The organism is Microbulbifer sp. SH-1 (assembly GCF_011326135.1).
Classification (GTDB): Bacteria; Pseudomonadota; Gammaproteobacteria; order Pseudomonadales; family Cellvibrionaceae; genus Microbulbifer; species Microbulbifer harenosus.
In genome coordinates, this window is record NZ_CP046948.1 from 2,929,441 (window position 1) to 2,949,620 (window position 20,180).

The following is a 20,180-nucleotide window of genomic DNA, read 5'->3' on the forward strand; positions in this document are numbered from 1 at the left end:
TACAGCACTGCGCCCGGGCCTGCACGGCCCCGCGCAATTCACCGCATCGACCGACCACCCTGTTAAGTTTAGCCTTGCGCAGAGTGACTCCCCATCCAGGCTCATACAACAGACCTGGACTCCACACCCGCTGTCGCGGTCAACTATTCCAGCCCGGAAATCACCCCGCGCAGCTTGTCGACGATATCGTCGATCTCGTGCGCTTCGATGATCAGCGGCGGCGACATGCACAGCGCATCGCCAATGCCCCGCGCCATTACCCCGGCCTGCCACGCCAGCGCCGACGCCTTGGCACCAAACCTGCCCTTTAGGTTGTCCGGCGCGCGCAGTTCGATCGCGCCCACAAGACCGTAATTGCGCACATCAATCACATTGTCCAGGTCCGCCAGACTGTGCAGGGCGCTCTCCCAGTGCTTGCCGATATCTCCGGCGGCGCGGGTCAGCAGTCCCTCGCGCTCGTAAATATCCAGCGTCGCCATCCCCGCCGCACAGGCCACCGGGTGCGCGGAGTAGGTGTAACCGTGATAAAACTCCACCGCGCCTTCCACCGCCGCATCCATCACCGTGTTGTAAATTTTGTCACTCACGAACACCGCACCCAGCGGCACCGTCGCATTGGTAATGCCCTTGGCGGACGTGATCATATCCGGCGTGACGCCGAATTCCTGCGAGGCAAACGGCGAACCGGTACGGCCCCAGCCAGAGATCACCTCGTCGAAAATCAGCAGCAGATCGTGCTTGTCACAGATCTCCCGCAGCCGCTGCAGATAACCTTTCGGCGGAAGCACCACACCGCCGGCACCAGCGAACGGCTCCACAATCACCGCGGCAATCTGATCCGCGCCGTGGAAGGCCACGAGACGCTCCAGATCCTCCGCCAGCTCGATACCGTGCTCCGGCAAACCTTTGGAGAAAGCATTGCGCGCGATATCCAGGGTGTGGCGCATATGGTTGGCTTTTACCGGCTGGCCAAACGTCTGGAAATTCGGCGCGATACCGCCCACAGAAATACCGCCAAAGTTCACCCCGTGGTAACCCTTCTCGCGACCGATAAACATGGTGCGCGTCCCCTTGCCGCGCGCGCGCTGGTACTGCAGCGCAATCTTCAGCGCCGACTCCACCGCCTCGGAACCGGAGTTGCCGAAGAACACCCGGTTCAGGCCATCCGGCGTGTACTGCACCAAGCGCTCCGCGTATTCAAAACTCAGCTCGTGGCCGAAATTGAAAATCGAGCTGTAGTCCAGTTTCAGCGCTTGCTCATGGATCGCCTCGGCAATTTCCCGCCGGCAGTGACCGGCGTTGGAACACCACAGGCCAGCGGTGGCGTCAATGATCTTGCGGCCGGATTTTTCAAACAGGTAAATCCCTTCCGCACGCTCCACAATGCGCGGCGCCGCCTTGTAGGTGCGGTTGGGGGTAAAGGGCATCCAGAATGCGTCGGTGTTCAGTTCGGACATGGTTTTCTCCGAGATTAATTTCTTCAAATGTTTCTAACGTAGTAAATAACTTCGATGCGAAGGCAGAGCCCCGGGGCCGGGTTTTCAGGAGCGTCGCAAACAGGATGTTTGCGCCGCAGCGCCCAGGGATGGGTCTACAGCGGTCCTGAAAACCCGGACCCGGGGATCTGCCGCCACCGCAATCGGTAAAGAATTCCATAATGGCGGGCCCGCTGGCGGAGCTGGGCTCCGAGCTCCCGGGTTCGCCTGCAAGCAGGCTCCTACAAATCAAACTCCGTAGCAGCAGTATTTGGTTTCGTAGAATTCGGCCATGCCTTCAACGCCACCCTCGCGGCCGATGCCGGATTCCTTGATACCGCCGAACGGTGCCACCGTGGTGGAAAACACGCCCGCGTTGCACGCTACCATTCCGTACTCCAGCGCCTCCACCACCCGGTTCGCCCTGCGGATGTTTTCACTCATCACATAGGCCGCCAACCCGAACGGCGTATCATTGGCGCGGCGGATCACATCGCCTTCCTCGCGGAACTTCAGCACCACCGCCAGCGGCCCGAAAATTTCCTCCCGCGCAATGCGCATATCATCGCGCACCTCCGTAAGCAGCGTCGGTGCGTAATAATTTTCGCCGTTCGGCAGAAAATCTCCCCCCAACAACAGACGCGCCCCATTGGCCACCGCCTCCTCCACCACTCCGTGCACCCGATCCACCGCGCGACGGAAAATCAGCGGTCCAAGCGTCGTGCCCTGTTCAAGCCCGTGCCCCGGTTGCAGCGCCTGCATCTGTGCGCGCAGCTTGTCCACAAATTCATCGTGCACCGACTCGTGCACATAAATCCGGTTCGTCGACACACAAGTCTGGCCCGCATTGCGCATCTTGGTCGCCATACAGGCGGTCACCGCCACATCAATATCCGCATCGTCGAATACGATGAACGGCGCATTGCCACCGAGTTCCATGGACATCTTTTTCACCGTGCCCGCGCACTGCGCCATCAGCAGCTTGCCCACCTGCGTGGAGCCGGTGAAGGTGAATTTCGCCACCCGTGCATCCTGAGTCAGCACCCTACCGATGGCAGCGGAATCAGAGCCCGCCACCACATTCAGGGTACCCGCCGGCAGCCCGGCCTCCTCCGCCAGTGCACACAGCGCCAGTGCCGACAGCGGCGTCTCCGCCGCCGGTTTGATCACCACTGTACAGCCCGCCGCCAGCGCCGGCGCCGCCTTGCGGGTGATCATGGCATTGGGGAAGTTCCACGGGGTAATGCAGGTCACCACACCCACCGGCTGGCGGATGGTATGCAGGCGCATGGCCGGGTTGTGAGTGGGAATCGTCTGGCCGTAGGCGCGGCGACACTCTTCGGCATACCACTCGATGTAAGAGGCGCCGTAGTCGATCTCACCCAGCGCCTCCGCCAGCGGCTTGCCCTGCTCCAGGGTCAGCAGCCGCGCCAGATCCTCACGGTTGTCCGCGATCAGCCGGTACCAGCGCTTCAACACCGCCGCTCGCTCGGCCGCAGTCTTGCCGCTCCAGGCCGGGAAAGCGGCATGCGCCGCAGCCACTGCCCGCTCCGCATCCGCAGCACCGCCATCGGCGATCTCCGCCAGCAGTGCGCCGGTGGCCGGGTCGGTGACTGCCAACTTACCGGCACTCTCGCACCACTGCCCATCAATATAGTTCTTGGTCTGGAATAAGCGGTTATTGTTCAGATCCATCGAATACTCCCTGAATGCCGTCATATCTATCTGTCCAGGATTCTGGATCGCCAGTCTGGGCGCGAATAGCAAAACCTTTGCAATGAAAATTCAGATCTATCAAACTTTTCTCGTACACACTCCATTGTCTCCACGATTACCTCCACGTAGAAGCTTGCCTGCAGGCGACCCCAATGCCACAAACCCCGAAACCCAAAACCAGCCACCCCAAACAACCCCTGAGTGGCCGCCTCAGCGATATGGACCTGCGCCTGCTGCGGGTATTCCGCGAGGTGGTGCGCGCCGGTGGGCTGGCAGCGGCGGAGGTGGCATTGAACATCAGCCGCTCTACCGTCAGCGTGCATCTGTCGGACCTGGAAACGCGCCTCGGCATGCAGCTGTGCCTGCGTTCCCGCGGTCGCGCCGACTTCAAACTGACACCGGAAGGGGAAGCGCTGTACCAGGCCATCCTGGAGTTGGACGGCCATCTGGCCAGCTTCAAAAGCCAGGTAAATGCCATCCAGTCTCAACTCACCGGCAGGTTGCGGGTGATCCTGCCAGACGACGCTCTGGCCATTCCCCAGCTGAACCTGCCGGCCACCATTGCCCGCCTGCGCGAGCGCGCACCGCAGCTGCAGCTGGAGATCAAGCTCGCCGCCCCTCACGAACTGGAATTGGAAATCCTCGGCGGACGCGCCGACGTGGGCATCAATCCCCTGCACTCCCGCCGCCCCGGTCTCAGCTACCAGCCGCTGTTCAGCCACCAGTCGCTGCTCTACGGAGCGGGCAACCACCCGTGTGCCACAGACAGGGACGAGGAACTGCTTACCCGCCAGGAACTCGCCGCCCCGGACCATGCGGTGTTATCCGGCGCCGCCCACCTGTATAGGTTGTTCCCGCACAGGAGCATCGCCAACCATATGGCTGCGCGCCTCGCGATGATATTGTCGGGAAAATTCATCGGATTCCTGCCTGAGTATCTGGCAGCGGAGTATGTCGATAGAGGAGAGCTGGTGGCACTCGAACCCGAGCGCTTTTGCTATCAGATACAGAATGCCCTCACGTTTAAAAGCAGTGCGGAAGCTCAGCCAGCCGTGCAGTTGTTTCGGGATATGCTGATAATCAACGGATAGACGCACAAGGCGACAATCACATACGGATGTGTGTCAGAATGGCAACCCCACACCCGTCACACCGGATCAATCGACATCAGCGACCCCATGAAAGACATCGAATTCTCGCAGGAACAAAAAGAGAGAATCATCAGCAAAATAAAAACCTACTTTGCCGATGAGCTGCAGCAGGATATCGGCGGTTTCGAAGCAGAATTCCTTCTCGATTTCTTCGCCAGAGAAATAGGCCCTTACATCTATAACCGGGGCCTGTTCGATGCACAGCAGGTTTTCAACGAAAAAATGGAAGATTTGGGGTATCTGTTTCAGGAACTGGAAAAACCCGAAGTTTAGGCAAACGTCGACATTCAACATGATCGCTAGGTGGTAGCAGTGTACACACCAAAACATTTTGCAATCTCTGATCACGAAGAGCTATTGCGATTCGTCCGTAACAACGCATTCGGACAACTGACATCCAGTTGCAACAACCGCCCTGAAGCGAGTCATTTGCCATTCTTGGTTGCGCAGGGTGGTGAGCGCCTGCTGTGCCATCTTGCCCGGCAAAATCCGCAGCTGAACACTATCGACGGCCAGCAGGTACTGGTTATTTTCAGCGGCCCGCACGCATACATCTCGCCGCGCTGGTACATCTCGCCCGGGGTGCCTACCTGGAATTATCAAACGGTGCATGTCTACGGTATTGCGCGCACATTTACCGATGATGAGCGCCTCATGTCGCTGGTGAACGAACTTTCGGAAAAGTATGAAGCCGGCGCCGATGCGCCCTGGCAGCCGGAGTATTCCCCCAAACTGCTGCGGGCCATCGTCGGGGTGGAAATAGAGATTACCGAGATGCAGGGCACATACAAACTGAGCCAGAATCGCCCGCAGCAGGATCGCCAGCAGGTAGTGGATGCGCTAACGGCCGAGGGGGAAATCGCGATGGCCCAAGCCATGCAGCGGTGGAACAACGCCTGAGCATTGGCACCTGCTATCCGGAAATACCCGGTTCCACCCAGCGGAATACCAAACTCCGCCACTGTGTTTTCAATGATGGAAGCAAAGGAAAAAAATGATCGTTCCGGAATACTGGTCGGAAGCAAAACTCAAGCAGCGCATTGATGGCGCGCAAGTAACCATAAAAAGATTTGGCTGGTCAGATGAGAGCGAGGCCGCCGCGCACGCCCATGCTTCGAAGCGCGCCCATGAAGCCATGACCCGCGCGGTGCGCGGCGAAAAAGTACGCAAGGTAGATCACAAAATTCCCTACAACGGTGCAGAAGGGCTGCCGATTCGGGAAGAGGTTGTCGGCAGGCAAGACGACGTGGTGATTACCCGCAACAGTTATGGTGCGCTCTGCCTCAATACTCCAGATGTATTGTTTGCCGATATCGATTTTGATCAAGCCCCGGTAAAGGGCTTGTCAACTGCTATCTACCTGTTCTTGATACTGATCTCCACCGGAGTCGCCTACGGCTATGAATCCTATGCGGTATTTATCGGACTTGTGGTACTCAGCCTGTTTGCTGCACCCATCCTTGTCCGCCTAGCCAACAAGATGCACACCCGGTTAAACGGTGAACCGGAAGATAAAGCGCTAAAGATTGTCGAGAGCTACGTGGAAATGCATCCGGAAGTTCATTTACGCCTCTATCGAACCCCGATGGGTTTTCGCGTTATGGCGATGCACCAAGCTTATGAACCGGGTAGTGAAGCGACAAACCAGATTCTTCAGGCGTTAAAATCAGATCCAATATACATACGCATGTGCCGCAACCAACACTGCTTTCGTGCACGCGTAAGCCCCAAGCCCTGGCGTATCGGCATTGACCGGATTGTTCCGAGACCGGGCGTGTGGCCCATTCGCAATGAACGCATGCCGGCGCGCATCGACTGGGTAAAAAAATATGATCGCCGTGCTGCGCATTTTGCCGCCTGTCGGTTTGTCAAAGAACTAGGCAGCGGAAAATCTGTAGTAAAAACCCGTCAGCTGCAAGCGCTCCACGACCAAATGTGCCGCGCCGAGTCTGGGCTCGAAATAGCCTGAACAGGAGCTACCACTCTGTATGAATGAAAAAGCCAAAATGCTCGCCGGCGAGCTGTACAATCCGGCAGACTCCGAACTCGCGGAGATGCGCCTGCGTGCACGAATGCTGTTCGAGGAACTGAACAGCGTCAGCCAGCAGGACAAGCTCCGGCGCGACCGCTTAATCAAACAGTTGTTCGGCAGTACCGGCGAGCAGATTCAGATTGAATCGCCATTTCACTGCGACTACGGCGAGAACATCCACGTAGGCGAAAATTTTTTTGCCAACTTTGGCTGCGTGATTCTCGATGTGGCGGAGGTGCGTTTCGGGAACAATTGCATGCTGGCGCCACAGGTGGGCATCTATACCGCAACCCACCCGCTAAATCCGGTGGAGCGTCGCAGCGGACGCGAGTACGCCAAGCCCATCGCCATCGGCAACGACTGCTGGATCGGTGGTATGGCGGTGATCAATCCGGGCGTCTCCCTTGGCAACAATGTGGTGGTCGCCTCCGGCGCGGTGGTGACCAAGAGCTTTGGGGACAACGTGGTGCTGGCGGGCAACCCAGCCAGGGTAATCCGCACGATCAATTCAGAATCCTGACGCAGTTCGATCCTTTGCCACGAGGCAAAGCAACGTAAATTTTTGAATAGTGGAGTCCGACCGTTGAATATCGGTATCTATATTTATGACGACACGGAAGTGCTGGATTTTTCCGGCCCCTTCGAAGTATTTTCCACGGCCAGTCGCCTGAGCGCCCCGCCCGGATATTTCAACGTATTTCTGATCGCGCAGGAACTGCGCCCTGTTTCCGCAAGGGCGGGGTATCTCGTGGTGCCCCACTACAGCATCGAAGACCACCCCGCACTGGATGTGTTGATCGTCGCGGGTGGAGTGCACACCGCGGAGCTGGAAAAGCCTGAGGTTATTGACTGGGTCTCCCGCACAGCAGCGCGCACGGATCTGGTTGCGTCGGTGTGTACCGGGGCGTTCCTTCTGGCACGGGCAGGCGTACTTACAGGTCTCGACGCGACCACCCACTGGGAGGATCAACAGGCTCTGGCCGACAGTTTTCCCGACGTCAATGTGATCGGCAATCAACGCTGGGTTGATCAGGGAAAATACGTAACCTCCGGTGGCATATCGGCGGGGATCGACATGAGTCTGCACCTGGTTTCCCGGCTCACCTCACCCGCGCTCGCCGTGAAAACCGCGCGCCAGATGGAATATGACTGGCACACCAACGCGGCATCTATCAGCGCTCTGAATCAATGACCATTCTGAAGTCGATCCACCACGCGGCGATCATCTGTTCCGATTATCCGCGGTCAAAAACTTTTTATACCGAGGTTCTCGGGCTCGAGATCATTGCAGAAAATTACCGCGCCAACCGCGATTCCTGGAAGCTGGATCTCCAGCTGCCAAACGGCGATCAGCTAGAACTGTTTTCCTTTCCCGGTGCGCCCGCGCGTCCCAGCTACCCCGAGGCGCAGGGCTTGCGCCACCTGGCGTTTGCGGTGGATTGCGTGGAAGAGGTGAAGGCGGTTCTGGAAGCGCAGGGTGTAGAGGTAGAGCCGGTGCGGGTGGACGAATACACCGGCAAGCGGTTCACGTTTTTCAGTGACCCGGACGGGCTGCCGTTGGAATTGTACGAGTCCTGATTCCGACGCGTGCCCGATAACCGTGGCCAATAAAAAAAGGGGAGCAAAGCTCCCCTCAGGTGTTCCGCCAGCTCGATGGAGAAAAACGCAGTCCCTTATGGCGTCGCCTTGGCGGCGTTGCCTCCGATCGCATTCTTGCTGTCTTTCGACTTGTCTTTCACCAGCGCGCGGCTCTGGCTTTTCGCACTTTCGAGAGCCTGGCCGGTCGCCTCAGGCTTCAGTTCCGCGAGCATATTCTTCATCTGGTTGTACTCGACCTCGCTGGTAAGTTCCAGCATCAATGGCTGCGCCACCTGGGCAAAGTAGGCCGCATCTTTGCGGTCATACAGCTCCTTGGCCATCCACTGGGCGATGTGCAGCTCGCGCGGCGCGCGCAGATAGGCCTGCTCGAGCATATCCACGTACTGCTTTTTCGGGTAACCCAGCATTTCCATGGTGATGGCGAGACCATACCAGTTCATCGCCTGGTCGGACTGGTTGTTGACCAGTTGCACGAACTTGTCGCGGGCTTTTTTCAGCGCAGCTTTGTTGCGGTCGCCCCCCAGCGCACCGATTTCGCGGTTGAGCCACAACCAGGCCTGCGCTTTCTGGTACCAGAAGGCGTTGCGGTCCGACGGCGCTACCTGTGCCAGCAGGTGGGCGGCCTGATCGAAGTCACCGCGGCGGGTAGCGGCATCCGCGCGCACGGCGGTCAGTTCCGCTGAGTACATGTTTTCGCTTTCCGCGTATTTCACCAGTTGCTCGAGCCCCTCCGCGTTATAACCGGACTTCACCAGGAAGCGCGCCAGTTCAACCACGGTATCCTGCGGGCTCATAACCTTCAGTTTCGGGCGCACGGACTTGAAGCTCGCCGGCACTTTGCCGCGGGCGAGATCAAAGCGTCCACTCTGGAACTGGCCGTTGTAGGCCTCCTCGATCTGGGCGATGGTCATGCCGAGATTCTTGGTGAGCGCCTTTACCGGGTCGGCGCCGTTGTTGTAATCCTTGACGAACTGCTTGAATTCTTCGGTCTTGCCGCTCTCCATGATGATCCAGTGCGCCAGCATCCAGCCGCTGGCATAGACCCGCCCCTTCTCTTCATCCGGCGTGTTGTACACCGTGGCGCGCAGCAGTTCCTGCAGCGGCATGGGGCTGGTGTACAGCAGGGTCATGGCGCGCTCGCCGGGAATCGCACCGATCTCGTAGGTGCTGCCGGGACCGAAGGTCATGGTGGACATAAACTCGGCGAAACCCTCACTGTACCAGTAGGGATAGTGCGTGGTGGTGCCGTTGTAACTGAGGAAGTGGGTGTATTCGTGGAACAGGAATTCCCGCGCCTCCAGCTGACGCTCGCCGGTGCGGCCATCGAGATTGACCAGCGCATAACTGCCCTCGGCGGTGGTGTCGAACAGGCCGTTGGTGAGTTCCGACAAATCCTCCCCGACCAGACCCGCGTAGCTCTCGCGGTCGGCGGCGGCGTAGATGGTCAGCTTGGCACTGTTATCGCTGGCGCCGAGCAGGCCCAGTGCCACCGCGCGGTAGCGCTCCAGATCTTCCGCCAGGCGGCGCACAGAGCCGGGATCGCCGTTGGTGACGATGTGAAAGTTAGCGCTGTCAATTTCGTACCAGGTGTCTTGCGCCAGACTGTCCGCCATGGCATTACTCGTAAACAGCCATGAACCGGAAAGAACGACTACATATGCGAGCATTCGTGAAAACATATTCTGATCACCCGGATTTTTCGCCAATGGTGCAACTGACTGTTTTATGAGCAGTGTTGCGCGAAAAGCCACAATAACCGTTTTCACTGGTTAAAAAAAGAACAATCTTAAACGAGAACCTGTAATTCATCCTGGGCATAAGCCGGTCACGACCTGGCTGGGCATACTCAGTCACAAGCTGACCGAAAAGTTCTACGTATAGCCACACGCCACTGACCGATAACTGCCTCACAGTCACGAAAAGTCACGGCTTTTCCCTTCGCGCGATCTTCATAGACTCGATGTTACGGCCAGCCCAAAGCCTCGGCCGACGCGATGACGATGTAATAAAAGAAATAAATACAGAGAGAAAACCATGAAGACACTAGCCCTGCCGGCAGTACTGGCCGCAGCCCTGTGCGCCGCATTTACCCCCGCCTCAGAGGCTGCGCCGACGTTTATCGCCGACCTGGATATCACCAGCTTCGACGGCACCGAGATCGACGCCAACCTCTTTATCCCGGATACCCCAGCCCCCGCCGGCGGCTACCCGACGGTACTGTTCACCAACAGCTGGGCGCTGGATAAACACCAGTACCTGTTGCAGGCGAAGGAGCTGGCGCAAAACGGTTACCTGGTAATGAGCTACTCCACCCGAGGTTTCGGCACCTCCGGCGGCACCGTGGATGTCACCGGCCCCGCCACCATCGCCGACGGCAAGACGCTGATCGACTGGCTCGAAGCCAACTATCCTGTGGGCAAGCTCGGCGCCGCCGGCATCTCCTACGGCGCCGGTACCTCCCTGGTCCTCGCCGCCCAGGACCCGCGCATCGACGCCGTCGCCGCGCTCTCCGGCTGGTCTGACATCGTCGAGGGGCTCTACCCCAACGAAACCGTCAACCTGGTGTGGGGCACCCTGCTCACCCTCACCGCCTTCAACCTCGACCCTGCGGTGGACGTGATCTGGAGCAACCTCAGAAACGGCAGCGACATCGACAGCGTGTACACCTTCGCCGGCCCGCGCTCAGCACTCACCTACGTCGACCAGCTGAATGCCAACGGCACCGCGGTGCTCATGTCCAACAACTTCGCCGACTACCTGTTCAAACCCAACAGCATGATCCAGCTCTACAGCCTGCTGGACAGCCCCAAAAAGCTCCTGCTCAACCCCGGCACCCACGCCATCGGCGAAACCCTCGGCGGCAACGACGGCCACATCTGGGCCACCAGCTTCCGCTGGTTCGACCACTACCTCAAAGGCGACGCCAACGGCATCGACACCGAACCCAGAGTCGACATGACCGTGCGCATCCGCAACCAAATAGAACAGTTCGCCGACTTCCCGGTAACCGACAAAACCACCCGCTACCACCTGCACCCCAGGCTCAGCTACTTCAACAACGCCCGCATGAAAACCGCTCCCTACAGCGGCTGGAACTGGAGCAACGACTTCCACGGCGGCGCCGACACCCTGGCCGGCACCGGCATCCCCCTCATCTCCGACGCCCTCGAAGGCTTCGGCATCCCCGTGTACACCGACATGAAAGGCATCAACGGCTACCACGCCATCGAATACAACTCCCCGGTGCACTGGAGCACCTTCAAAATCCGCGGCACCCCACGCCTCGAAATGTGGATAAAACCCAGCAAGCCCGAAGTACAACTGCAGGTCCACCTCTACGACACCGATCCTCTCGGCTGGGGCCGCCTCATCACCCACGCCCCCATCACCCTGCACAACGCCCAGGTTGGCCAGGCCCAGAAAATCTCCCTCGAACTCTTCACCACCTCCTACGACGTACCGCCCGGACATGTGGTGACACTGGCCATCGACACCGAGGGGGCGATTTACCAGAAGCCCGCAGACACACACTATGAAATCGAAGTGCCGTACCGCAGCAACCGACAGTCGGTGCTGACGATTCCGCATTTGTGACCGCTACGAAGTGAATCACTTGATGCGAAGGTGAAGGGCTGGGGGCGAGTTTTCAGGACCGTCGGCAACAGGGATGTTGCCGACGCAGCGTACAGGGATGTATTGAAGGGGGGCGCCTAGCCCGGTCCTGAAAACTCGCCCCCAGCCCTTCGCCGCCACCGGACCATCCAGTGGCACGCAGTTCAACCTACCGCAGTCCAGAGCCCACCCGTCCCGTCGCGCCTCCAGATCAACCCACCCAACCCGCTACAATAGGGAAAATTTCCGACTCCCCAGAAAACCAACCCAAAGAACACACATGCGACACACAACTTTGCCCGGCTTGGCCCTGCCCAGCCTGCTGGCCGGCCTCCTGCTCCTCGGCGGCTGCGACACCGCCAACAAAAACACCCAAGAACAAACCACCGCGGACAAACCCAGCGACAGTGCCCTGCAAGACTCCACCAAAGCCAACCTGGAACCCGCCGCCAAAGGTGAAGAACAGCCCCCCGCCGGCAAACTCCCCGACGGCGTACGGCCCAAAGCCTACCGCCTCGACCTCACCCTCGACCCGCGCCAGGACCGCTTCCACGGCCAAGTGGAAATCGACATAGACATCGACAACCCCACCGACCACATCTGGATGCACGGCAACAACATCGACGTCACCCACATCGAAGCCCTGCTCCCCGGCGATACCGGCAAGCAAAAAGCCGAAGACAAGATCGTCGCTGCCCACTACCGCCAGATGCTCGACAGCGGCGTCGTGCGCGTCGACTTCGCCGGCGGCGTACCCGCAGGCGAACTCACCCTGCGCATCCACTACAACGCACCGTTCGACAAAAACCTCGCCGGCCTGTTCAAGGTGGAAGAACAGGGCGACGCCTACGCACTGGCCAAATCCGAATCCATCCAGGCGCGCCGCTTCCTGCCCGGCTTCGACGAGCCCGGCCTCAAAGCCACCTACGACATCAGCCTCACCATTCCCAAAGGCTATGTGGCCATCGGCAACGCCCCGGAAATTGGCCGCAGCGATGTCGAGGGTGGGCTGGAAAAAGTCACCTTCGCCCAAACCCGCCCCATGTCCACCTACCTGCTCTCGCTCGCGGTAGGCCCGTTCGACGTGGTTGAGCGCCCGGCGATCCCGGCCAACAAATACCGCAAGCAAGCACTGCCGCTGCGCGGTTTCGCGCGCAAGGGTCGCGGCGACGACCTCAAATACATCCTCGACGTCACCCCTCAGATGCTGCGCATTTTCGAAGAGCAGCTGCAGCGCCCGTATCCGTTCAAAAAACTCGACATCGTCGCCGCACCGCAGTGGCCGAGCGGCGCCACTGAACTCTCCGCCGCTATCACCTACCGCGAAGAGCGCATTCTGGTAGAGGGTGACGAACCGGCACCGGGACTGCGCCTCGCGCTGCTCGGCGTGCACGCCCACGAAATCGCCCACATGTGGTTCGGCAACCTGGTCACCCCGCCCTGGTGGGACGACCTGTGGCTGAAGGAAGGCTTCGCCACCTGGGGCACACCGCTGGCACTCACCATCATGGAACCGGACGGCGGTCACGACCTGAACGCCGCGGTGAGCGCCATCCGCGCGATGAAGCTGGATTCCCTCGCCAGCACCCGCGCCATTCGCGAACCGATTACCGACAACAACGATATTCGCAACGCCTACGACGCCATCACCTACTCCAAGAGCCTTGGCGTCATCCACATGGTGGACGAATACTTCGGCGCAGACACCTTCCGCCCGGCCCTCGGCCGCTATATCGAAACCTTTGCCGACGGCGTGGCCGACTCGCCGGACTTCTACAAAGTCATCGGCGAGGAAACCAACAGCCCGCAGCTCACCGATACCTTCCGCACCTTCGTGGAACAGAAAGGCGTACCGCAACTGGACCTGACCTTCGACTGCAGCACCCAGGGCGACGCCAAGATTCGCGTCAAACAGAAACGTTACAAGCCGCTCGGCTCGCCGATCCAGGAAGTCGGTCAGCGGTGGAGCATTCCCTTCTGCATGCGCGCCAGCAACGGCGTCAGCCAGTGCGAGTTCCTCACCGAAAGCGAGCAAACCGTGGACGTCTCTGGCGGCGAGTGCCCGAAATGGGTAATGCCCAATGTGGACGGCAGCGGTTACTACCGCTTTAACCTGAAAGAGAAACACTGGCAGTCACTGCTCGCGCAGTTCGACAATCTCAGCCCCACCGAGCGCTTAAGCCTGATCGACAGCGCCTTCGCCGCGTTTGAAGCGGGCAACCTGAAACCGGCGGTACTGACCGAAGTGATCCGCCTCGCCGCCAGTGCCGACAAGCGCCAGGTGGTGGAGGCTCCACTCAGTAACCTGTCGAAATACACCGCGCACTATGTAGACCCCAAACAGGCGGAATACTGGCGGGCGTTCCTGAGCAAACTCTATAGCGGCAGGCTCGAGGCACTGCAGCAACAGAGCGACGCCGACAGCCAGCTGCTATACAGCCGCCTGATCGGTTTCCTGGCACTGGAGGGCAAGAACCAGGAAGCGCGCAAAACCCTGCGGGATAAGGCCGAGCAGTTCACTGGCTTCCGCCAACCGAGAAATGCCGACGCGCTCGACTCCGACCTGTACGAAGCCGCGCTCACCGTTGCGGTGCAGGATTCCGGCAAGGAATTTCTCAATCACCTGATCAAGGTACGTGGCGAGCTTGATGACCCTCGGTTTGAAAGCGCCAGCGCCAGCGCCATCGGCCGCGTTACCGATCCCGCACAGCTGGATACCATCCACAGCCTGGCGTTGAGCGACAAACTCGGCAGCCGCGAGGCATTCGGTCTGATCCAGAACGCCTTGGCAGAACCGGCGCTGCAGGATCGCAACTGGCAGTGGCTGCAGGACAACTTCAGCCGCGTAGTGAACAAAATCCCCGAGCAGTGGCGCCGCGACACCCCGCGCTTCGCCGCCCACTTCTGCGACCAGAACTCACTGCAGCAGGTGCAAATGCTGTTCACCCAGCAACAGAAACTGGTGCCCGGCTACGAGCGCGCGCTGGCGCAGACGGAGGAAGGCATCAACTTGTGTATGGCACTGAAGGAAAAAGGTCAGGCGCTGGCGGCGGAACTGAAGTAAACACATTTCGTGTTCACAGACAAAAACGGCAGCCAAGTGGCTGCCGTTTTTGTCTACAGATGCGCGTATTTACGTGAGCGAAGCTTTACCCAGTTTACGCAGCCGGAAGGCCAGCCACACCAGTATCAGACCGAAGAGGATGGCGTAACTACCGATCAGCCACAGTAGCGCCAGTGCCCCCGCTCCAGGTTTGAGCAACAGCACCAGACCGAAAATCACCGACAGCAAGCCGGCAAAAATCAGCAACCACTCGTGGTCGATTTCTTTGCGCAGACGGATAGCGCCGATGATTTCGAAAATGCCCCGCACCAGTGCCCAGGCACCGATAAAGATCACCAGCACCAGCGCGGTAACCTGTGGATAAAAGAAGGTCACGATCCCCGCAGCGATGCCGGTGATACCCACAAACAACAGCCACCATAGCGATGAGCGGCTCACCTCGCCGCGGCCTTTAATGGCACCGTAAATGGCAACAATGCCATCCATCAGCGAGTAGACCCCGAACAGGATCACCAGGCTCAACAGAGTGATCCCCGGCCACACAAAGGTGAGCACGCCGAACAGTATGGCAAACAGGCCCCGCAACAGCGCCACCCACCAGTTATCGGTCAGTGCGCGCAGCAGGGGACGTTGTGCAAGCGAAACTGAATTCCCAGTCATGATGACTCCCGATGCATAAAGACCATTACGCCGGAAGTTATAGGGTGATGTTGCGCAAATAGCGAATCAGATGAAATGTTGTACCTTGTTCTTGTAGCTGCGGCTCATTTTCAGCCGCTCGCCATTGTTCAGCACCAGGTGATATTCACCATTGATATGGGCGCAGATTTCCCGCACGCGCTTTAAATTGACGATGGTTGAGCGGTGAATGCGCTGGAACACTTTCGGGTCCAGTTGCTGCTCCAATTCCTTCATGGTGATGCGCATCACGTGGGTCTCGCCATTCGCATGCACACACATATAGTCGCCAGCGGCGTCGATCCAGTCGATGTCGCGCGCCGGTACCAGGGTGATCTTGCCGGAATCCTTGATAGCGATCTTTTCCGGATAACGGCTGCTGCCGAAATCTCCGGCGGCCAGCTTCTGCTCCAGAGCCTCGGGCGTTTCCTGGGTGAGATCCGCCACCGCTTCCAGCAGCTTCTCGCGCTGGGCGGCCAAGTGTTCGCTGCCGAGCTTTTCGCGCACCCGCTGCAGGGCGAGCGCCAAACGCTCTTCCTCGATGGGCTTCAGCACATAGTCCACGGCGTTGACCTCGAAGGCGTCCACTGCGTACTGGTCGTAAGCGGTCACGAACACGATCTGCGGCATATCCTCTTTGGGTAATAGCTGCACCAGCTCAAGGCCGGTCACACCGGGCATCTGGATATCCAGGAAGGCCACATCCGGCCGCAGCGTCTGGATCTGCTCCCGCGCTTCGCGACCGTTGCCGCATTCGCCAACCACTTCCACGCCACCGAGATTCTCCAGCCGCAGGCGCAGGCCGCGGCGGGCCAGCGGCTCGTCGTCGACGATGATGACTTTGAGAACGTCACTACTCACGGGTCCACACTCCACTCAACGGTCACGTCCATACCAATGCAGGACTGAACTTTATTCTTTACTCGCTCTATTCCTGCTCAAAAGGAATACGCAAATGTACCGCCAGACCGCCCTCGGGGCGATTGCAAAAACGGGTTTTCTGCTCCACCCCGTACAGCGCGCGCAAACGCTCGCAGGTATTGCGGATGCCCACGCCACTGCCGGTGCCGAGCCGCGCCAGTTCCGCTCCCGGCACACCGGGGCCATTGTCGCTCACTTCCAGCAGCAGCTCACCGGCGAATACCCGCGCCTTGATGGTGATCTCGCCGCCCCACTCCCGCTGGGAGATGCCGTATTTGATGGCATTTTCCACCAGAGGTTGCAGCAGCAGGCTGGGTACCAGTGCCTTGGACGCTTCGCTATCGAGATCCACATTCACCTGCAGCCGGTCGGCGAAGCGCACTTTTTCGATATCCAGATACAGCATCAGCGCTTCGACTTCTTTCGCCAGCGTTACCCGCTGCATCGGGTCGTTGTCCAGCGAGTGGCGCAGGAACTGCGACAGGCGGGTGACCATGCTGTTGGCGGTGCGGCCGTCCTGATCCAGGATCAGGGTAGAAATGGCGTTCAGGGTGTTGAACAGGAAATGGGGATTCAGCTGGTAACGCAGCATCTTGAGCTGCGACTGGTGCGCAATGGACTCCGCCTTCAGCGCCTTCTCCTGCTGCAACAGCGAGGCCTGGTAGTACTTGATACCGTAGTAGAGTGCGGTCCAGGTCATGTAGATGAGAAACGAATAGGAGAACCAGTAAATGGCCACTACTGCCGGGTGCTCTTCGCTCTCCTTGCCATACAACCACAGGGAACCGCCGAATTTGATCGCGGCCCACAGCAGCGCCGCAAGTACCACCACTCCCAGCGAGCCGATGAGACGGGTAGCCGGCGGTTTGTCCCACAGGCGCTGGAAGCCGCGGCGCATCAGCTCCGTCAGCAGCACGCCTGAGGCGGTGGCAACGGCGATATAGCCAGTGTGCAGCCAGTGGTTCTTCACCCAGAAAAAACTGCCCACAAACGTCAGCAGCGTATAGCCACCCCAGCCAGTACACTGCAGCGCCCAGTACTGATAGCGCGCAGAAGCCAGCTTTGCCGACAGCCAATTGAATACGCTAACACCCATAAACCATGCCCATAAACCTCCAAACAGGCGCAGAGAGTGCGCCAATCTGGGAAAATAGCCTAAATGACCCGGGGCGTGGACGAAATACCACCAAACGCAGCAATCGGACGGACTGCCGCAGAACGCGACCGCAAGCGAGGCACGCACAATGAATTACTGGCTATTCAAATCGGAACCGGACGAGTACAGCCTTTCTGACCTGAAGCGAGAGCCCGGTCAGACCGGGCGCTGGGACGGTATCCGCAACTACCAGGCGCGCAACTTTCTGAGAGACGAGGTGCGCGAGGGTGATGGAGTGCTGTTCTACCACAGCGCCTGTAAGGTGCCCGCGGTGGTGGGCACCGCGCGCATTGCGCGCACTGCCTATCCGGACCCGGCGCAGTTCAACCCCGAGAGCAAATACTTCGACCCCAAGGCGAGCAGCGATAATCCCCGCTGGTTCTGCGTGGATATCCAGTGGCAGAGCGAGTTCCCACAGCCTGTGCCGCTGGCGGAGATTAAGCAGAATCCACAGCTTGCCGAAATGGTGCTGGTGAAACAGGGGCGGCTGTCGATACAGCCGGTGACTGAGAAGGAGTGGAAGCTCTTGTCGAAGCTTGGCGGCGCTGGCTGACCTTTCCTCTTGAACAGCGCGCTATTACGCGCTCAAACCACACCTTTGGTCTGTGCGATCAACAGGCTGAGCAGCGACAGCAGGGTAAGCACACCGACAATGATGACCAGCAGCAGAATGGGGCGGAAGGGTTTGCGCTCCACGTCGTTATAGCCGCTGTGCAGATAGCGGTCGACCCGTGCCTGGTCTTCTGCGGACAATTTTTTCGGCGCGATTTCGGGTTCTTTCTCTGTCATTGCGTCCCCGGAATAGTGTCTGCTGTGATTGCCCGAGTGTAGGGGCGCGCGCCGCGGGAGACCAGTACCTTGCGGTGGGCACCCGCTGGAATCCGTTCAACAGACACCTGTTCAAACAGAAAAGCCCCGTCAGGCGGGGCTTTCTACTTAACAGCGGCAAATCGCGTGGCCGGGAATCAGAACAGCTCGTCTTCGATATCCATCAGGGTGGCGCTGCCGGCCAATACGCTGGCGGCCAGAGCCTGGGTCTGCGGCAGCAAGCGGGCGAAATAGAAACGCGCGGTCTTCACCTGGCCGCGGTAGAAGTCCTCGTCCTTCCCGGCCGCCACACTCGCTACCAGCGCCCACATATAGGCGTAGGCGACGAAACCGAACAGGTGCAGGTATTCCACCGACGCCGCGCCCGGCGCGTTGGGGTCGGTTTTGCTCGCTTCGATCACTGCGGCAGTCACCTCTTTCAGGCGCTGCAGCTCGGCAGCCAGCGGCTGGATGAATTCCGCCAGCGCCTCTTTGTCACTGTTGGCGTCGATGAACGCCTGCACGTCGGCGGCGAACAGGTCGAAGAAAGCGCCGCCGTTGGCGACGGTCTTGCGGCCGATCAGGTCCAAGGCCTGGATGCCGTTGGTGCCCTCGTAGATCTGGGTGATGCGCACATCGCGCACCAGCTGCTCCTGGCCCCACTCGCGGATATAGCCGTGACCGCCGAACACCTGCTGGCCGAGCACGGTGCACTCGAGGCCCTTGTCGGTAAAGAAGGCCTTCGCCACCGGGGTGAGCAGCGCCACCATCGCTTCCGCGTGCTGCTTCTCTTCACCCTCGCCGTACTTGGAAATATCCAGCCACCTGGCCACGTAGGTTGAAAGTGCGCGGCCGCCGCCGATGTAGGCCTTCTGGGTCAGCAGCATGCGGCGCACATCGGGGTGCACGAGGATCGGGTCCGCCGCCTTCTCCGGCTGTTTGGCGCCGGTCGGTGCACGGCTCTGTACACGGTCGCGGGCGTATTCGAGGGCACTTTGATAGGAGCGCTCGGATGCACCGAGACCCTGGATGCCCACACCCAGACGCTCGTAGTTCATCATGGTGAACATGGCGGCGAGTCCCTTGTTCAGCTCGCCCACCAGCCAGCCCTTGGCACCGTCGAAGTTCATTGCGCAGGTGGCGGAGGCCTTGATGCCCATCTTGTGCTCGATGGAGCCGCAGTTGACCGCGTTGCGCTCGCCCAGGCTACCATCTTCGTTCACCAGGATTTTCGGCACCAGGAACAGGGAGATGCCCTTCGGGCCTTTCGGCGCGTCCGGCAGTTTGGCCAGTACCAGGTGGATGATGTTTTCGGACAGGTCGTGGTCACCGCCGGTAATGAAGATCTTGGAACCGGTGATGCTGTAGCTGCCGTCGTCCAAAGGCTCCGCCTTGGTGCGGATGATGCCGAGGTCGGTGCCGGCGTGGGGCTCGGTCAGGTCCATGGCACCGGCCCAGGTGCCGGCGTACATGTTCGGCAGGTATTTCTGCTTCAGCTCCTCGCTGCCGTGGGCGTCGATCGCCAGGCAGGCGCCGTTGGTCAGCACCGGGTAGAGCGCGAAGGAAATATTCGCGGCGCAGATCATCTCTTCCACCTGGGCGCCGAGGGTTTTCGGCATGCCCATGCCACCGAATTCCGGGTTGCCCACCAGCGCGCCCCAGCCGCCCTCGCAGTAGGTGGCGTAGGCTTCCGGGAAGCCCTTGGGTGTGGTTACCACACCGTCGTTCCACTGGCAGCCCTCTTCGTCACCGGAGCGGTTGATGGGGTCCAGGGTGTTGGCGGCCAATTTGGCCATCTCTTCCAGGATCGCATCGGCGGTGTCGCGGTCGGCGGTTTCCGCCAGCGCCGGCAGCCGCGCCCACAGCTTGTCCGCCTCGAATACTTCGTGCAGCAGGAAATTCATCTCGCGCAGTGGTGCCTTGTACTCGGCCATGGTCTCGCCTCTTCGGTTAATTGGGTCTCTGGAAC

The 20,180-nt window shown here is 59.7% G+C and carries 18 protein-coding genes; 10 read left to right on the forward strand and 8 right to left on the reverse strand.

Annotation, left to right across the window (positions count from 1 at the left end):
- Nucleotides 1-143 precede the first annotated feature (143 nt).
- Together GNX18_RS12005 and GNX18_RS12010 are read right to left on the reverse strand one after the other, a co-directional pair.
- Nucleotides 144-1,457: an aspartate aminotransferase family protein gene (locus tag GNX18_RS12005; RefSeq protein ID WP_166218396.1), complete on the reverse strand. Its 1,314-nt coding sequence runs from the start codon at nt 1,455-1,457 to the stop codon at nt 144-146.
- Nucleotides 1,458-1,724: 267 nt separating this feature from the next.
- Nucleotides 1,725-3,170 carry an NAD-dependent succinate-semialdehyde dehydrogenase gene (locus tag GNX18_RS12010; protein WP_166218398.1) on the reverse strand — a complete coding sequence of 482 codons (1,446 nt, stop codon included), beginning with the start codon at nt 3,168-3,170 and terminating at the stop codon, nt 1,725-1,727.
- Nucleotides 3,171-3,343: 173 nt separating this feature from the next.
- Between GNX18_RS12010 and GNX18_RS12015 the strand changes: the two genes are divergently transcribed.
- The 7 genes from GNX18_RS12015 (at nt 3,344) to GNX18_RS12045 (ending at nt 7,952) form a co-directional block, all read left to right on the forward strand.
- Entirely contained in the window at nt 3,344-4,282 is a 939-nt protein-coding gene (locus GNX18_RS12015) for a LysR family transcriptional regulator (RefSeq protein ID WP_166218400.1), read from the forward strand.
- Between the two features lie 30 nt (nt 4,283-4,312).
- Nucleotides 4,313-4,615, forward strand: coding sequence for a DUF2164 domain-containing protein (locus GNX18_RS12020; protein WP_240913994.1), 303 nt, complete (start codon nt 4,313-4,315; stop codon nt 4,613-4,615).
- Nucleotides 4,616-4,654: 39 nt separating this feature from the next.
- A complete protein-coding gene (locus tag GNX18_RS12025) occupies nt 4,655-5,242 on the forward strand; it encodes an FMN-binding negative transcriptional regulator (protein WP_166218402.1) in 588 nt (195 codons plus the stop codon).
- A gap of 94 nt (nt 5,243-5,336) precedes the next feature.
- Nucleotides 5,337-6,311, forward strand: a complete 975-nt coding sequence (locus tag GNX18_RS12030; protein ID WP_166218404.1) for a hypothetical protein — start codon at nt 5,337-5,339, stop codon at nt 6,309-6,311.
- A gap of 19 nt (nt 6,312-6,330) precedes the next feature.
- A complete protein-coding gene (locus tag GNX18_RS12035; protein ID WP_138235114.1) occupies nt 6,331-6,894 on the forward strand; it encodes a sugar O-acetyltransferase in 564 nt (187 codons plus the stop codon).
- A 63-nt stretch (nt 6,895-6,957) separates the two neighbouring features.
- Nucleotides 6,958-7,566, forward strand: a complete 609-nt coding sequence (locus tag GNX18_RS12040) for a DJ-1/PfpI family protein (protein ID WP_166218406.1) — start codon at nt 6,958-6,960, stop codon at nt 7,564-7,566.
- Entirely contained in the window at nt 7,563-7,952 is a 390-nt protein-coding gene (locus GNX18_RS12045) for a VOC family protein (RefSeq protein WP_240913995.1), read from the forward strand. The genes GNX18_RS12040 and GNX18_RS12045 overlap by 4 nt, the downstream gene beginning before the upstream one ends.
- Nucleotides 7,953-8,047: 95 nt before the next feature.
- Here the strand turns inward: GNX18_RS12045 and GNX18_RS12050 are convergent, their stop codons facing one another.
- Nucleotides 8,048-9,586 (reverse strand): hypothetical protein, encoded by a 1,539-nt coding sequence (locus GNX18_RS12050; protein ID WP_240913996.1) that lies wholly within the window; start codon nt 9,584-9,586, stop codon nt 8,048-8,050.
- Nucleotides 9,587-10,007: 421 nt separating this feature from the next.
- Here GNX18_RS12050 and GNX18_RS12055 point away from each other — a divergent pair, with 421 nt between their 5' ends.
- Nucleotides 10,008-11,567 carry an alpha/beta fold hydrolase gene (locus GNX18_RS12055; protein ID WP_166218408.1) on the forward strand — a complete coding sequence of 520 codons (1,560 nt, stop codon included), beginning with the start codon at nt 10,008-10,010 and terminating at the stop codon, nt 11,565-11,567.
- A gap of 298 nt (nt 11,568-11,865) precedes the next feature.
- Nucleotides 11,866-14,649, forward strand: coding sequence for a M1 family metallopeptidase (locus tag GNX18_RS12060; RefSeq protein ID WP_240913997.1), 2,784 nt, complete (start codon nt 11,866-11,868; stop codon nt 14,647-14,649).
- A gap of 69 nt (nt 14,650-14,718) precedes the next feature.
- On the opposite strand, the gene GNX18_RS12065 is transcribed toward GNX18_RS12060, so the two are convergent.
- The 3 genes from GNX18_RS12065 to GNX18_RS12075 form a co-directional block, all read right to left on the reverse strand.
- Nucleotides 14,719-15,309 (reverse strand): HdeD family acid-resistance protein, encoded by a 591-nt coding sequence (locus GNX18_RS12065; protein WP_138235117.1) that lies wholly within the window; start codon nt 15,307-15,309, stop codon nt 14,719-14,721.
- A gap of 66 nt (nt 15,310-15,375) precedes the next feature.
- On the reverse strand, nt 15,376-16,188 hold the full coding sequence (locus GNX18_RS12070; protein ID WP_166218410.1) for a LytTR family DNA-binding domain-containing protein: 813 nt from the start codon (nt 16,186-16,188) through the stop codon (nt 15,376-15,378).
- Between the two features lie 67 nt (nt 16,189-16,255).
- Complete coding sequence (locus tag GNX18_RS12075; protein ID WP_166218412.1) at nt 16,256-17,344, reverse strand: sensor histidine kinase; 1,089 nt, start codon at nt 17,342-17,344, stop codon at nt 16,256-16,258.
- 148 nt (nt 17,345-17,492) lie between these two features.
- Here GNX18_RS12075 and GNX18_RS12080 point away from each other — a divergent pair, with 148 nt between their 5' ends.
- The gene (locus GNX18_RS12080) at nt 17,493-17,957 is read left to right on the forward strand and encodes an EVE domain-containing protein (protein WP_166218414.1); all 465 of its coding nucleotides are present in this window, start codon (nt 17,493-17,495) and stop codon (nt 17,955-17,957) included.
- 32 nt (nt 17,958-17,989) lie between these two features.
- Here the strand turns inward: GNX18_RS12080 and GNX18_RS12085 are convergent, their stop codons facing one another.
- Nucleotides 17,990-18,193 carry a DUF3094 family protein gene (locus GNX18_RS12085; RefSeq protein WP_138235121.1) on the reverse strand — a complete coding sequence of 68 codons (204 nt, stop codon included), beginning with the start codon at nt 18,191-18,193 and terminating at the stop codon, nt 17,990-17,992.
- Between the two features lie 176 nt (nt 18,194-18,369).
- Nucleotides 18,370-20,145, reverse strand: a complete 1,776-nt coding sequence (locus tag GNX18_RS12090; protein ID WP_166218416.1) for an acyl-CoA dehydrogenase C-terminal domain-containing protein — start codon at nt 20,143-20,145, stop codon at nt 18,370-18,372.
- Between the last annotated feature and the right edge of the window lie 35 nt (nt 20,146-20,180).

Coding starts and splice junctions, on each gene's coding strand:
- GNX18_RS12080 (WP_166218414.1), top strand. CDS start 17,493: ATGAATTACTGGCTATTCAAATCGGAACCGGACGAGTACAGCCTTTCT.
- GNX18_RS12015 (WP_166218400.1), top strand. CDS start 3,344: ATGCCACAAACCCCGAAACCCAAAACCAGCCACCCCAAACAACCCCTG.
- GNX18_RS12050 (WP_240913996.1), bottom strand. CDS start 9,586: ATGGCGGACAGTCTGGCGCAAGACACCTGGTACGAAATTGACAGCGCT.
- GNX18_RS12045 (WP_240913995.1), top strand. CDS start 7,563: ATGACCATTCTGAAGTCGATCCACCACGCGGCGATCATCTGTTCCGAT.
- GNX18_RS12060 (WP_240913997.1), top strand. CDS start 11,866: ATGCGACACACAACTTTGCCCGGCTTGGCCCTGCCCAGCCTGCTGGCC.
- GNX18_RS12030 (WP_166218404.1), top strand. CDS start 5,337: ATGATCGTTCCGGAATACTGGTCGGAAGCAAAACTCAAGCAGCGCATT.
- GNX18_RS12055 (WP_166218408.1), top strand. CDS start 10,008: ATGAAGACACTAGCCCTGCCGGCAGTACTGGCCGCAGCCCTGTGCGCC.
- GNX18_RS12035 (WP_138235114.1), top strand. CDS start 6,331: ATGAATGAAAAAGCCAAAATGCTCGCCGGCGAGCTGTACAATCCGGCA.
- GNX18_RS12090 (WP_166218416.1), bottom strand. CDS start 20,145: ATGGCCGAGTACAAGGCACCACTGCGCGAGATGAATTTCCTGCTGCAC.
- GNX18_RS12005 (WP_166218396.1), bottom strand. CDS start 1,457: ATGTCCGAACTGAACACCGACGCATTCTGGATGCCCTTTACCCCCAAC.
- GNX18_RS12085 (WP_138235121.1), bottom strand. CDS start 18,193: ATGACAGAGAAAGAACCCGAAATCGCGCCGAAAAAATTGTCCGCAGAA.
- GNX18_RS12075 (WP_166218412.1), bottom strand. CDS start 17,344: ATGGGTGTTAGCGTATTCAATTGGCTGTCGGCAAAGCTGGCTTCTGCG.
- GNX18_RS12065 (WP_138235117.1), bottom strand. CDS start 15,309: ATGACTGGGAATTCAGTTTCGCTTGCACAACGTCCCCTGCTGCGCGCA.
- GNX18_RS12010 (WP_166218398.1), bottom strand. CDS start 3,170: ATGGATCTGAACAATAACCGCTTATTCCAGACCAAGAACTATATTGAT.